Annotated in this window: 14 protein-coding genes; 4 read left to right on the top strand and 10 right to left on the bottom strand. The window is 36.9% G+C overall.

Features of this window, described 5'->3' with window-relative positions:
* Positions 1 to 207: 207 nt before the first annotated feature.
* From IGJ76_RS01270 to rlmH, 5 genes are all read right to left on the bottom strand, one after another.
* On the bottom strand, positions 208 to 1,260 hold the full coding sequence (locus tag IGJ76_RS01270; RefSeq protein ID WP_071868557.1) for a PTS sugar transporter subunit IIC: 1,053 nt from the start codon (positions 1,258 to 1,260) through the stop codon (positions 208 to 210).
* A gap of 12 nt (positions 1,261 to 1,272) precedes the next feature.
* A complete protein-coding gene (locus IGJ76_RS01265; protein WP_071868556.1) occupies positions 1,273 to 2,211 on the bottom strand; it encodes a 2-dehydropantoate 2-reductase in 939 nt (312 codons plus the stop codon).
* Positions 2,212 to 2,662: 451 nt separating this feature from the next.
* Positions 2,663 to 3,313, bottom strand: coding sequence for a hypothetical protein (locus IGJ76_RS01260; RefSeq protein ID WP_270660154.1), 651 nt, complete (start codon positions 3,311 to 3,313; stop codon positions 2,663 to 2,665).
* A gap of 99 nt (positions 3,314 to 3,412) precedes the next feature.
* Positions 3,413 to 3,922 (bottom strand): DUF1456 family protein, encoded by a 510-nt coding sequence (locus IGJ76_RS01255; RefSeq protein WP_270660157.1) that lies wholly within the window; start codon positions 3,920 to 3,922, stop codon positions 3,413 to 3,415.
* A gap of 84 nt (positions 3,923 to 4,006) precedes the next feature.
* The gene (gene rlmH / locus IGJ76_RS01250) at positions 4,007 to 4,486 is read right to left on the bottom strand and encodes a 23S rRNA (pseudouridine(1915)-N(3))-methyltransferase RlmH (protein WP_270346196.1); all 480 of its coding nucleotides are present in this window, start codon (positions 4,484 to 4,486) and stop codon (positions 4,007 to 4,009) included.
* A gap of 433 nt (positions 4,487 to 4,919) precedes the next feature.
* On the opposite strand from rlmH, the gene IGJ76_RS01245 reads away from it, so the two are divergent.
* Positions 4,920 to 6,200: a S1C family serine protease gene (locus tag IGJ76_RS01245; protein ID WP_067483253.1), complete on the top strand. Its 1,281-nt coding sequence runs from the start codon at positions 4,920 to 4,922 to the stop codon at positions 6,198 to 6,200.
* Positions 6,201 to 6,284: 84 nt separating this feature from the next.
* On the opposite strand, the gene ytpR is transcribed toward IGJ76_RS01245, so the two are convergent.
* From ytpR to pepA, 4 genes are all read right to left on the bottom strand, one after another.
* The gene (gene ytpR, locus IGJ76_RS01240) at positions 6,285 to 6,890 is read right to left on the bottom strand and encodes a YtpR family tRNA-binding protein (RefSeq protein WP_067483255.1); all 606 of its coding nucleotides are present in this window, start codon (positions 6,888 to 6,890) and stop codon (positions 6,285 to 6,287) included.
* A gap of 194 nt (positions 6,891 to 7,084) precedes the next feature.
* Positions 7,085 to 7,546, bottom strand: coding sequence for a universal stress protein (locus tag IGJ76_RS01235; protein WP_067483256.1), 462 nt, complete (start codon positions 7,544 to 7,546; stop codon positions 7,085 to 7,087).
* A gap of 21 nt (positions 7,547 to 7,567) precedes the next feature.
* Positions 7,568 to 7,888 (bottom strand): thioredoxin family protein, encoded by a 321-nt coding sequence (locus IGJ76_RS01230; RefSeq protein WP_071868551.1) that lies wholly within the window; start codon positions 7,886 to 7,888, stop codon positions 7,568 to 7,570.
* A 152-nt stretch (positions 7,889 to 8,040) separates the two neighbouring features.
* Positions 8,041 to 9,120 (bottom strand): glutamyl aminopeptidase, encoded by a 1,080-nt coding sequence (pepA, locus tag IGJ76_RS01225; protein WP_430596681.1) that lies wholly within the window; start codon positions 9,118 to 9,120, stop codon positions 8,041 to 8,043.
* Positions 9,121 to 9,315: 195 nt separating this feature from the next.
* Between pepA and IGJ76_RS01220 the strand changes: the two genes are divergently transcribed.
* Both IGJ76_RS01220 and IGJ76_RS01215 read left to right on the top strand, forming a co-directional pair.
* A complete protein-coding gene (locus IGJ76_RS01220) occupies positions 9,316 to 9,678 on the top strand; it encodes a PepSY domain-containing protein (protein ID WP_067483262.1) in 363 nt (120 codons plus the stop codon).
* Positions 9,679 to 9,866: 188 nt separating this feature from the next.
* Positions 9,867 to 10,820, top strand: coding sequence for a glycosyltransferase family 2 protein (locus tag IGJ76_RS01215; protein ID WP_067483264.1), 954 nt, complete (start codon positions 9,867 to 9,869; stop codon positions 10,818 to 10,820).
* A gap of 78 nt (positions 10,821 to 10,898) precedes the next feature.
* On the opposite strand, the gene pepV is transcribed toward IGJ76_RS01215, so the two are convergent.
* Positions 10,899 to 12,323: a dipeptidase PepV gene (pepV, locus tag IGJ76_RS01210; RefSeq protein ID WP_349702628.1), complete on the bottom strand. Its 1,425-nt coding sequence runs from the start codon at positions 12,321 to 12,323 to the stop codon at positions 10,899 to 10,901.
* Between the two features lie 147 nt (positions 12,324 to 12,470).
* Here pepV and IGJ76_RS01205 point away from each other — a divergent pair, with 147 nt between their 5' ends.
* Positions 12,471 to 13,298 (top strand): NAD(P)H-hydrate dehydratase, encoded by an 828-nt coding sequence (locus tag IGJ76_RS01205; protein WP_067483275.1) that lies wholly within the window; start codon positions 12,471 to 12,473, stop codon positions 13,296 to 13,298.
* Positions 13,299 to 13,311: the final 13 nt, after the last annotated feature.

Below are 13,311 nucleotides of genomic sequence, written 5' to 3'. Positions count from 1 at the left end.
CATTTTAACACATATTTTTATTCTAGTTACCTTTTGAACAACCAATAACATAAAGGTGAGTTTCTTCTACACTTAAAAAAATCGAATGGCACTGAAGAGTTCAGTTGTCAGCATCAATCCTACTCAAAAAGGCAAAAAAACGTAAGTCAGATGTTGTTGACATCTCACTTACGCATCCATTGATTGAAAATTTCTTAGTAAAATCTACTAGCCTAAAAATTTGAAGACTTCTTCTCGATCATACAGTTTAAATACTTTCTCGCATAAAAATTGAGTAATTAGTGCCGCAAAAACAGGGATGATTAACCAACAAAGAACAACAAGAAAGCCATTTAGCCCTGCATCTAAAGAAGCCAACGGACCAACAAGTCCGACCACGCCGAAACCAGCAGAAGCAGGCGTACCTGAAATAGAAAATAGAGCGACAGGAATAGCTGTAATCACTGCACTAACTAAACAAGGAATAAGAATCACAGGTTTTCTAAATAGATTAGGCATCATCATCTTCATAGCGCCTAAAGCAATCGCAATTGTCACACCTGACTTATTAACCTTCCAAGAGTTCACTACTAAAACAAAAGTGGTTGCAGCTACGCCCATCGCAGCCGCACCAGCAGAAACACCATCTAGTTGGATTGCCATTCCGATTGCTACTGTTGAAATAGGAGAGATAATCAAAAAGGCAAAGGAACAACCAATCAAGATAGACATTAACAGCGGTTGTAAGGTAGTGAAGTTATTAATCAATGATCCAATTGCAGAAGTAATTGCTGTTACAAAAGGGAATAAATAAAAACCAAGTAAACCTGCACCTACACCTACAACAATCGGTGTTAACACAATCGACACTGACCCAAAACTATTTCCAATCAGTAAAATCAGCCCGACAGCAATCGACGCTGTCAGCATCGTATTAATAATATCGCCTGTACCAGCACCAACGTAAACACCTGTTTCACCCAAATCAGGTGTGAATTTGACTACACCAGAACCAACAAAAGAAGCTCCGGCTACAACCATCATTCTCATCGGATCAAATCCAAATTGTAAGGCAATCAAACCACCAATGATCAAAGGTGTTGCTAGTTGAAAAATAACTGCTAACTGTGCGATCGTTACCGCAAAGGGATACGCACTAAAATATTTTAAAATGGCACCTAATACTGCATTAGGAATCAATCCAATAATGATTCCTGTTGCTGTACCAGCGAGGACTTTATTCAGAAAAATTTTCGGTGATATTTTTTGTGAAGTTTCCATTCAATCTCTCCTTTATTTTACGTTCAAGCTATCTTCTTTTGCATGGACAAGCTCAGTCAAGAAATCACAATAAGGCGTCGCAACACCATATTTCTTCCCTTTTCTAGAAATTGCGCCATTGATATAATCGATTTCTGTTAATCGATGGTTCTTAATCAAGTCTTGATACATTGAAGGATAATGTAGCCCAATTGTTTCCGGGTCAAAACAAGATTCACAATGTGCAATGACTTCTGGGACATCTAATTCAATCTTCTCTACTGCTGCTACTTTGGCAAACTCATTGACAATCGTCGCCACCATTTTATGAGCAGTCGATGTTTTTCCTAGCTCAGCCATATTAACGTCTAAGATTGTGCATAGTCCGTTCATTGTTCCGTTCACACATGCTTTGCGATAAATAGAATAGTGAATATTATCAGAAAAATGAGCATTTAATCCTGATTCAGACAATTTGTCTGCTAATTTTTTTGCAGCTGCTTCTTTTCCATCACCTAAATTTTGTAATTCTACTGAACCACTTCCAAATAATTTGACCTGACCAGGACCTTCAAGACCTGCCGTCCACATGGTATTTCCAATATAGATATTTTCCATTGGTACAAATTTCTCAATAATATCTTCATGCCCGATACCATTTAATAGACATAAGACCTCTGTATCTTTTTTGATTAATGATTGGATATCCTGCAGCATTTTTTCCAGCTGCATCGCTTTGGTAAACAGAATAATCAGATCAACTTGATCTTCTTTTTCTACTTCGGATTGAAGAACGATTGGTAGTTTTGCTTCTACCTCTTTACCATTAAAATTTGCTTGTAATCCATGTTCTTTGATTTGTTGGACATGTTCTGCCCAGCCATCGATTAATAATACCTCGTTCCCACCTTGGTGAAGCATTAACCCAAAGCGACTTCCCATTGCGCCAGCGCCTGCAATTGCTATTTTCATTGATTCTTCCTCCTTTTTCTTTCTATTATACTCATTTGAGAATCATTTCACAATCTTGTTTTGTTATTCTTCTCTTATTTATCATGTTTATATCCACTATTCAAGTTATTTTATCAGCAAATCAATAAAAACTGGAATAGAATCCCAATTTCATCGTAAGAGAAACTAGACTAGCAATAAGAAAATAGAAACATTCATAGAAAAAACCTCACTCCTCTGATTATAAAAGAGTGGGGCATTAACCTCGTGTATACTAAAACCTTCCATTCATTCGATGGATGATTTTCTTTTTGTGAAAAACTATTCATTTTAGTACGATGTTGCGCAACACAGACGGATGGTATTGCTTATTATTTATTAAAATCGAACAATACACTTATTTAAAAAGTTCTTTCCCAGATTTTCTTCCATTTTTACAGTTATAACTAGTATTATCATGAAAAATAGCCTTTTATTGTCTATGGGAATAATAATTTAAAATTGGTACTTTTTTATTAATTAGTTCATCGCCCAATAATCTCTCCAGTTTCTTAGCATCTCCTGACTCAACCGGAATTATCCAAGCCCAGTCCAAATAATTTTTTAAAAGCTCATCATATTTGGCAAATATTTCATTGCCATATTCCGTCCTTAAAATTATATTTTCAGTGCCAGACAAGTGATTTGTATTGAGTTGATAAAAAAGATCTCCAGCTAAAAAAATATCATTAGAAGAAGATTTCCCCACAGTAATGACCATTCCATCAGCTCTATGTGTTACATACAAATAATTGTATGACCTCATTTCACCTAATGAATCAATTATTTCTTGCCCTTTAGCTCTAATATATTGATCTCTATTACCTATCTCACTCTTATTTAACAAAAGTTTTTTCATGTCAAATTTAATCGGCTGTTTTATTTTTGTAAATTCGCTTCTACTACTAATCCAATCCGAGATTAATTTTTCAACATGTCCCAGAGTAAACTCTGATTTATTCGCTAAATACTTTTTTTGTTGTATTAAAGACATCTTTCCCCGAAGCTCAAAATTGAGCCTACATCGATTCTCTATCTCTTCAAAAAGCATCTTATCTTCATCATTCTTATATTCATCATTCATAAAACCAATCCAGCTCCTCGATTAAGATAATATTTTAATCTCATACAAAAACTAGCTCTCATCGAAACAACCATTGTTTTGATTTCTCATGAAATTTCTTTATACTTTTCTCCGATTATAAATTCCTAACCCCTTGAGAAAATTACGCATATATTTATCTCCGCAAGGCTTAAAATTTCGTTGGCCTTCTTTTCTCAAAAATGCCCCGATTTCGCCTTTTGATGGATAGATTTCTGCCTCAGCAAAAACGTCTAAAATATCATCAGTGGTCATAGACAAGGCGATTTTTAATTTTTTTAGCAACACATTGTTGATATATTTGATTTCCTTGCTTTTTTGCGGCGTGTCTACTATCGACTTATCTTTTTGCGGACCACGCGCCAAGAGAATCAGGCCATTTAGGAATGCGTCAAAAACTTGGTTGTTGATGGTTTTTTCATACACATTATTTTCTGCATTATCTTTGTTCTTATCCTGTACTTTGGTCAGTACCGCCTGAGCTTCTTCTTTAGTCAGTGGTACACCGCCTAGCTCAAAAGCTTTAATCAAATCCGTATCTTTCAAATCAATCGCATAACGTAATCGCAATAATCTATCATTGTTATTCATTTGTTCCTCCGAAGTATTTAGTCTTTACTTTCTTACGTACTTTTTGTCTTGCTAAGATTTTTAGGATCAATGATAAAAACCGCATCACTTATGATAAGGCGCCCCAGAATTAATCCGAAACACACGATAGATTTGCTCCACTAAAATCAGGCGCATCAATTGATGTGGATAAGTCATTTTTCCAAATGAGATTTGCGTATTGCTCCGTTTCATGACAGATTCGCTTAGTCCAAGCGACCCACCAATCACAAATGTTAGATGACTCTTCCCTTGAATACCTAACTGATCAATTTGTTTTGCAAATGCTTCACTCGTTGGATTTTTCCCTTCAATTGCCAATGCAAAGACATAATCATGTTCCTTAATCTTTGAAAGAATACGCTCGCCTTCCTTATCTTTGACCTGTTGCATCTGTGCATCGCTTAAATTTTCTGGTGCTTTTTCATCAGGTACCTCAATCAATTCCATTTTTGCATAAGCACCAAGACGTTTTACATATTCGTTGATTCCTTGAATGAGATACTTTTCCTTTAATTTCCCAACAGATATTATTTTAATATTCATGTTCTACTCCTTTATCAACACAAAATTGCTACTATTAGCACTTCACCTTAGTTTATCATGCTTCTTTCTTTTTTTCTTCAGCCCAAGTGGAAAAGTTTTACACACATACTTATGCACAACATCCACAGGTTTATCCACAGAAACTGCGCTTTTTTTCCTTATTTTATCACTATTTCTTATACAAACATATGTTTCCACCTTTTTTATCCCCTTTATCAACAACCTGTGGATAACTTTTTTATCTGAGTTTTCCTCAATAAAATGAAAAAGTTTTACACAGATACTGTGGAAAAGTAAAACGCGATTTTTTCATCTGAAAACAGATATTTTTCCTAAAGTTTTTCATAAAAAGTTCACAGTCTAAAAGTAGACTAAATTTATTAAATGAGTCTATACTAATGATAGATAAAAAAGTGAACGGAGGAGGAAACACATGGATAAAAAAGATGTGACACCTAAAATGAAAAAAAATAAGTATGGATTTTGGAAGAAGTTAGGCCTCGGACTTGTTGGTGGCGTCCTTGGTGGATTGATTACTGCAGGAATTTTTTACGGCGCTATGGGATCGTCTTTTACAACTTCTTCGACAAGCGCAAGTGGAAATCAAAATTCTGCTGGTGAGACAGTCGTTGAGAATGTCAAAGTAAACGTTGAATCAGATATTACTAGCGCTGTTGATAAAGTACAAGGCGCTGTTGTTTCAGTAATCAATTTACAAAATCAAAATCAATCAAGTGAATTCGGTCAGCTCTTTGGACAACAGGAACAAAGCAGCTCTGATGAAGCTTTAGAAGCTTATAGTGAAGGCAGTGGTGTCATTTATAAGAAAGATGGCGACTCTGCCTACATCGTTACAAATAATCACGTGGTTGATGGGCAACAAGGCTTGGAAGTTTTACTGAAAGATGGCAGTAAAGTGAAGGCTGAACTAGTTGGAACAGACGCCTACTCTGACTTAGCTGTATTAAAAATCAGTGCTGACAAAGTCGACACAGTCGCTTCATTTGGCGACTCTGAATCCTTAAAAGTTGGTGAACCTGCTATTGCGATTGGCTCACCATTAGGCTCAGCTTATGCTAACTCAGTAACTTCAGGTATCGTGTCTTCTTTAAATCGTCAAGTAACTAGTACGAATGAATCAAACGAAACAGTCAACATCAACGCAATCCAAACAGATGCTGCAATCAATCCTGGTAATTCAGGTGGCCCATTAGTAAACATTGAAGGACAAGTAATCGGAATCAATTCAAGTAAGATTGCTAGTACCTCAGAATCTTCCTCTGATGTGAATGTGGAAGGAATGGGTTTTGCAATTCCAAGTAATGATGTAGTAAATGTAATCAATCAATTAGAAAAAGACGGAAAAGTAACCCGTCCAGCTCTTGGAATTACGATGGTCGATTTATCTGCTGTTTCTACACAACAACAAGAACAAGTCTTGAAGATTCCAACTTCTGTAACAAATGGTGTCATTGTAACCAATGTTCAAGCAGCTACTCCTGCTGAAAAGGCGGGATTGAAACAATACGATGTTATCACTAAGATTGATGATACCGAAGTTTCTTCTGGTGTTGAGTTACAAACTGCACTTTACAAGAAAAAAGTCGGCGACAGTGTCAAAGTGACTTACTACCGAGGATCTGAAGAAAAAACTGCTACGGTAGAGTTGACAATCGATCAATCTTCATTGAAACAAAATAATTCGAATGAGTAATGAAGTGGAACAAAAAAGGTGGGACAAAACGAAACACGTTTTGTCCCACCTTTTTTGTTCCACCTTTTTCTATTCATTTAATTTCTATTTAGGAAATGCTTCACCAACAACTGCATCTTCTGGTAAGACTAAAATTCCTTTTTCTGTTGGTGCATCCGGTAAATGCAATTCACGAGCTGAGCAGATCATCCCATAGCTCTCTACGCCACGTAATGAGCCTGGCCAAATCATCAAGCCATCAGGCATCATTGCACCTGGTTTTGCTACAACTACTTTTTGACCCGCTTCAATATTTGGCGCACCACAAACGATTTGTAAGACATGTCCATTATCAACTTCTGTTTCAGTAATAGATAAATGATCAGAGTCTGGATGTGGAACACACGTTTTGACATAACCAACAACGATTTTAGGTTCGTTATCTGCAATCAAAGTTTCAGTAAAACCAGCCTCTTTAATCAAACGATTTAATTCCGTTAATTGTTCTTCATTAATTGTTACTTGTCCATTGCCTTCAATGGTCAAATGATCAGAAATATGGAAAAAGTTCCAAGCAACGATTTGGCCAGAGGCATCTTTCACTTGAGCTACATTCCATTTTCGTTCAACCGTGTTCTCAGTTCCTTTATCGTCGGCTACAACTACCATTAAGGTATCTCCGACATGTGCTTTGTTATAAGCAAAAATCATGTTCTTTCCTCCATTATCTCTTGCTGAGGTTTATCTTAACAAAAAAAATATACTCCTGCATGAGATTTTTTTCATTCGTGTCATGAAAAATGACCAAAAAAAGGGAGTGACAAAAGTCAACTTTCGAGTTTGCCACCCACTTCTTTTCAACATAATACTTTACAACAATTATTAACTAAAAGAAAGCAAAGATTCTATTCCTCGTCCTCTTTTGTTTCTGTCACAATCAAAACATCACAAGGTGCACGACGAATGACGTGGCTAGCCACACTACCAGTCATAAAACGTTCAACAGCATTTAAGCCAGATTGTCCAACCATGATCAGATCAATCTGATATTTTTTTGGTAAATTAACAGCCATTGCTTCTTTGACTGAGCCATAGGCAATAATTCCTTCAATTTTTGTGTAGTTTACAGATTTACCATAGTCTTTACAACTTTGAATCATTTCTTTGGCATTTTCTGTTCCTTGATCGATCAAGTTTTGATCCATTGGTGCATAACCCATAAAATTATAAAATTGTTGGTCAATCACATTGGCAACGTAGACTGTCCCGTTATTTCGACGAGCGACTTCTACTGCTTTTTTAAATGCTGCACTCGCTTGTTCACTACCATCAATACCTACTAAAATATTTTTATACTCTTGATCCATTTTGACCCCTCCTAATAGATGCTAATCAACTGTGACACTTTTTAGGAAATCTTCAATCTCTTGCTTGGTTTTACGATTTTTATTAACTAATCGTCCTAATTCTTTGCCATCTTCAATGACTACAAAGCTAGGGATACCAAAAATACTCCAACTTGCAGCAAGATCGATATATTTATCACGATCGACTTCAATGAAGCGCCAATCAGAAAAATCTTGTTCAATTTCTGGCATTTTTGGTTTGATAAATCGACAATCACCACACCAATCAGCTGTGAAGAAAAAAACATTTTTTCCTTTTTCTACATATCCTGCTAATTCCTCTAAATTTTCTGGAATAATCATCCGTTTTCGTTCCTCCTACTGTCACATTCTTTACCTAAATTATACACCTTTCTCACAAAGTGACAAACGTTTGAAGTTTTTTATTCTGATATAAAAAAATCTGATAAAATAGAAAGTTTCTATCTTATCAGATTTCTTATTTTAAGCTTCAATTATTTCCCGTAAACAATCGTGTTCACTGTTGATTTGTCTAAGCCTTTCAATGTTTGAATCAACATTTCTCTTGCTGCTTCAAAGTCGCTGATGCTAAACATTGTTTGATGTGTATGAATATAACGTCCAACTACTCCAATAACTGTACTTGGGATTCCTTCATTTTGAGTATGAGCAGCGCCTGCGTCTGTTCCACCTTTTGAAACGAAGTATTGGTATGGAATATTATTTGTTTCTGCTACATCTAATAAATATTCACGCAAACGTGGTAACATGATCAAGCCCGGATCTTGGATACGCATCAAAGTGCCTTCACCTAAGTGTCCAAATGTTCCTTTTTTCGTTACAGTATCATCTGCAGCAGAACAATCTACTGCAAAGAATAAATCAGGTTTAAATTTATTGACAGATGCTTTTGATCCACGCAAGCCAACTTCTTCTTGCACGTTTGCCCCTGCAATCAATGCGTGCCCTAATTTTTCATTTTGTAACGCTTCTAGTGCTTCTAAAACCATTGTACAACCATAACGATTGTCCCAAGATTTGCTAATGATATTTTTTCCATTTGCTGTTTTGATTGTTTCAGCAAAAGGTACGATTGTATCACCAGGTAAAACGCCATAGCTTATGGCTTCTTCACGTGATTCAAATCCTGCATCAAATAAAATATCTGTTACTTCAACTGATTTTTGACCGCTTGTTCCACGTAACAAATGTGGTGGAACAGATGAAGAAATACAAGGATAGTTTTTACCAGATGATGTCTTCAAAGTAAAACGTTGTGCTGAAACAACGTAAGGATTCCAGCCACCTAAAGGAACTACTTTAAATAAACCATTATCTTGGATTTGAGTTAGCATAAACCCAACTTCATCCATGTGTGCCGCAACCATTACTCGTGGTGCATCTGCATCTTCATGGTTACGTAACCCAAAAATGCCACCAAGACCATCTAATTGTAACTCATCAACTAATGGTTCCATGTGGCCTTCCATGTATGCACGAATATCTTGTTCAAATCCGCTTGTTCCTTGTAACTCTGTTAATTCTTTAATACGTTGAAATGTTTTTTCTTCCATAATACATCGTCTAAATTTCAGACTAAACTCCTCTCAGACTTTTATTTGATCCATTCAAAAAAAGTTTTCTCCGAATAAATCGACGTTTTCATTATAACTTATTTTGCTAAAGTTTGGTTATTTATTTCTGAGAAAAACAGAGAGTATGGTAGAATAAACCCAGATACATGAAGTAAAAGAAGGAGGGTTACCTGAATGTCCAAAGAAAAAGACTACAATTATTTTAAAGGCGGACTAGCGCTTGGTGTTGGCCTTGGTCTCTTGACTGGCGTTGCTTCGACAGTCTGGTATCATCGCAAAAAATCATTGACCGCTGATCAAGTCCTTTCCAAAATTAAAAATGCCTTTTTAAAAGAAGGTTCTATCGAAGGTTCATGGATTTCTTTTGAAAAAGAACCAATCAGAAAATTTGCTATCCATTCAAATGGTTATCGCGGAGGAATTTCTCGAATGGAAGATGGCGAAATCGTCTACTATGAGTTTTTAGCTGATGCTTATACTGGAACTGTGTTAGATATTTCCCGAGAGAAGTATGAATCCGCAACGTCAGTTTTCTAAACTAAATAAAAGCAAAAAATAACCTACTAAAATCATGTAGTGACCCCAAAAAGTTAGACTTTTGGGCGTCTTTACATCATAGTAGGTTATTTTTTAGCACTATTTGAGCAACACATATGAACTTAACTAGCATTCTATGAAAGAATAAGCTATTCTTAAACTAGCTTTTATTCTAAGGAGAGTGCAACATGAAGCAACGCGAAAAAATTGCCGTATTGATTCCCTGCTACAATGAAGAAGCAACGATTTCAACAGTTATTGCTGATTTTAAACGGGAATTACCTGAGGCAGATATTTATGTCTATGATAATAATTCAACCGATAAAACATATGAGCTTGCCGTTCAAGGTGGCGCTATCGTCAAAAAAGAACCACGCCAAGGTAAAGGAAACGTGATTCGCCAAATGTTTTTTGATATTGATGCTGATTATTACATGATGGTCGATGGCGATGATACGTATCCAGCCGAAGCTGTTCATGGCTTATTAGAAAAATTACGTTCAGCCGAAGCTGACATGGTAATCGGCGACCGTTTATCAAACGGTACGTATTTCGATGAAAATAAACGACCTTTTCATGATTTTGGTAATAACTTAGTCAAAAACTCGATTGCAAAATTGTATAAAACAGACATTAAAGATGTTATGACTGGCTATCGTGGGTTCAATCGAATTTTCGTCAAGAGTTTTCCAATTATGAGTTCGGGTTTTCAAATCGAAACGGAGTTAACAATCCACGCTTTGGATAAAAAATTCAAACTGGTCGAAGTGCCGATTGATTACCGTGACCGCCCAGAAGGTAGCGAATCAAAGCTAAATACTTTTTCGGATGGTTTTAAAGTGATCATGATGATTATCAAAATGTGTAAAGACTATAAACCTCTATTGTTTTTTGGTATCTGGACCACACTGTTTTTCCTTTTTGGACTCTTGGTTGGTATACCAGTCATTCGTGAATTTATGCTAACAGGTCTCATCAGTCGAATTCCTTCTGCTATTTTGAGTACTGGGTTAATGACAATGGCTATGCTTTCTTTGATCACCGGTATGATTTTAGATACTGTCGTGTCTAATGCAAAAAAAGAATACGAACTGAACTTATACCATGTCTATCATGAATATCATAAAGATCGATCCGTATGATTTTATAAATATCATTAATAAAAAACAGATGCAAGACAACATTGTCTCGCATCTGTTTTTTTATGACCATACCAACTCTTACTTAGCCAAACGATAAATTGCATCCGCATAAATCGCAGTTGCTCTGAACAAGTCATCAAGACTCATAAATTCATTTGCTTGGTGCATTGTATCTGTATAGCCTGGGAACATTGCGCCATAGGCAACACCGCGTTTTAGCAAGCGACCATACGTTCCACCACCAATAATTTGTTCATAGCCTTTTTCACCAGTGTGATCTTCGTATACTTGTAATAGCGTTGCAACCAATGGATCATCCATTGGCACATAATGTGGTTCCATTACGCGTGCACCACGCGTAACAGTGGCACCTTCCATTCCAACTGTTTTTTCTACGCCAATTTCTAGCCCTTCAACAGTTACTCCTTTAGGGAAACGGAAGTTCATATTGATAAAGTTTTCTGCTTGTGTGCTGTCATCATCTGCCTTAAATGCAAACAACCCAGCATTCATTGTTAATTTACCCATTTTTTCATCTTCATAAGCCACGCCTAATTTTTCACCATAGAAATCTTCATGGACATAAGCAGCAGCTACATGGATAAATTGTTTTGAAGCACCACCAAAAGCGTAAGTGTCTAAGAATGTTGCTAAGAATGTTCCCGCATTGATTCCAGATTGAGGACTTGCACCGTGAGCCCCTTTTCCGACTAATTCGATTGATACAAATGTTTCATCCGCTTCAATCATTCCGCTAACAGGATTTGCTTCAATAAATTTAAAGAATGCTTCTTCCATCGCGATGGCAGCATCAACATTCGGTACTTCAAGTTTTGCTTCAGCTGTTCCTGGGACCATGTTTTCACGCAAACCAGAAGTGAAAGATTTTAAGACATAGTCGCCTCCGTTATTTCCTTGGAAGTGTAGTCCTAAAGAAACATTTCCTTTTTCACCATTGATAATTGGAAATTCTGCATCTGGTGAGAAACCAAAATCAGGCTCTTCTTCATGTTCGAAGTAATAAGCCATGTCGCCCCAGCCACTTTCTTCATCACTACCAACAACAAAGCGAACTTTTTTAGATAATTTTAAATCTAAATCTTTGATAATTTTCATTGCATAATAAGCTGCCATACTTGGTCCTTTATCATCACTTGAACCACGAGCAAAAATTTTGCCATCTTTGATTACTGGTTCATAAGGATCTGTATCCCAACCGTCGCCAGCAGGAACAACATCCATGTGTCCAAAGATACCTAACGTTTCATCGCCTTCACCCATATCAATGTGTCCAGCATAATTATCAACGTTTTTCACTACGAAACCATCACGTTCACCATAAGCAAGCATGTGTTTTAGTGCATCACGTGGTCCAGGGCCAAACGGTGCATCTGCAGTCACCTTAGAATCATCGCGTTCACTGTTGACGCGTAACAAATTTTTTAAATCTTCAAGTAAGTCTTCTTTACGTGCTTCTACTTCTTTTTGCCAATCAATTGTCATAAAGTTAATCCTCCACCTTATTAAGTCTTCGTGTTTTATGATACCATAAAATCAAGAAAAAAATAGTTCAAAAAGTCTGACAATTTCGTCAGCTTGTAGTTCTTTTGTGAATGCTCAAGGCGTTCAACTTATTGGAGGGGATACTGAATGATTCTTGATGAGCAACTGTTACGAGAGGTAATTACAAAACGACCTAAGCACTCTCACAAAGGTACTTTTGGTCGAGTTGTGTTGATTGGCGGAAATCAACAGTATGGCGGCGCAATCATCATGAGTGCTTTAGCTGCAGTTAACAGTGGTGCTGGATTGACCACAGTGATAACAGACAAGAAGAACCATGGCCCACTCCATGTTCAGCTCCCCGAAGCAATGGTTGTTGACTGGTACGATCAAGCGACCTGTCTAACAGTCATTCAACAGGCAGATGTGTTATTGATTGGTCCAGGATTAGGTACTTCCACTTTCAGTCTAGGCTTACTCCAAATGGTCTTGAAGGTTCAAACAAATCAGCAATGGTTAGTCATTGATGGTTCAGCATTAACTTTGCTTGCCGAAGCAAAACTTTCTTTGCCTTATCCGGAACATACTGTATTAACACCACATCAAATGGAATGGCAACGCCTAAGCGGAATTGCTATCGCTACGCAAACAGATCAATTAAATCAGGAGAAGCAACACGAATTAGGTGCAATTCTTGTCGTTAAAAGTCACCAAACTACTATTTATAATAAAGAAAATATCTATTATAATCAGGCTGGATCTGCCGCAATGGCAACTGGAGGAACTGGTGATACCTTGGCAGGAATGATTACGGCTTTTCTTGCCCAATTTCCTCAAAACGATCACACGGTCGCAGCCGCCGTTTACTTACACAGTTTCATTGGTGATCACTTAGCACAAACACACTATGTCGTACTGCCGACATTGATTAGCCAAGCCATTCCACAATGGATGGCACACTTTTGTACAGAATAAAAATAGGAGTTTG

The organism is Enterococcus sp. DIV0175 (genome assembly GCF_050529075.1).
In the GTDB taxonomy this organism is placed as follows: domain Bacteria; phylum Bacillota; class Bacilli; order Lactobacillales; family Enterococcaceae; genus Enterococcus_B; species Enterococcus_B thailandicus.
This window is presented reverse-complemented; position numbering and strand designations above follow the sequence as displayed.

Coding starts and splice junctions, on each gene's coding strand:
- IGJ76_RS01270 (WP_071868557.1), bottom strand. CDS start 1,260: ATGGAAACTTCACAAAAAATATCACCGAAAATTTTTCTGAATAAAGTC.
- IGJ76_RS01265 (WP_071868556.1), bottom strand. CDS start 2,211: ATGAAAATAGCAATTGCAGGCGCTGGCGCAATGGGAAGTCGCTTTGGG.
- IGJ76_RS01260 (WP_270660154.1), bottom strand. CDS start 3,313: ATGAATGATGAATATAAGAATGATGAAGATAAGATGCTTTTTGAAGAG.
- IGJ76_RS01255 (WP_270660157.1), bottom strand. CDS start 3,922: ATGAATAACAATGATAGATTATTGCGATTACGTTATGCGATTGATTTG.
- rlmH (WP_270346196.1), bottom strand. CDS start 4,486: ATGAATATTAAAATAATATCTGTTGGGAAATTAAAGGAAAAGTATCTC.
- IGJ76_RS01245 (WP_067483253.1), top strand. CDS start 4,920: ATGGATAAAAAAGATGTGACACCTAAAATGAAAAAAAATAAGTATGGA.
- ytpR (WP_067483255.1), bottom strand. CDS start 6,890: ATGATTTTTGCTTATAACAAAGCACATGTCGGAGATACCTTAATGGTA.
- IGJ76_RS01235 (WP_067483256.1), bottom strand. CDS start 7,546: ATGGATCAAGAGTATAAAAATATTTTAGTAGGTATTGATGGTAGTGAA.
- IGJ76_RS01230 (WP_071868551.1), bottom strand. CDS start 7,888: ATGATTATTCCAGAAAATTTAGAGGAATTAGCAGGATATGTAGAAAAA.
- pepA (WP_430596681.1), bottom strand. CDS start 9,120: ATGGAAGAAAAAACATTTCAACGTATTAAAGAATTAACAGAGTTACAA.
- IGJ76_RS01220 (WP_067483262.1), top strand. CDS start 9,316: ATGTCCAAAGAAAAAGACTACAATTATTTTAAAGGCGGACTAGCGCTT.
- IGJ76_RS01215 (WP_067483264.1), top strand. CDS start 9,867: ATGAAGCAACGCGAAAAAATTGCCGTATTGATTCCCTGCTACAATGAA.
- pepV (WP_349702628.1), bottom strand. CDS start 12,323: ATGACAATTGATTGGCAAAAAGAAGTAGAAGCACGTAAAGAAGACTTA.
- IGJ76_RS01205 (WP_067483275.1), top strand. CDS start 12,471: ATGATTCTTGATGAGCAACTGTTACGAGAGGTAATTACAAAACGACCT.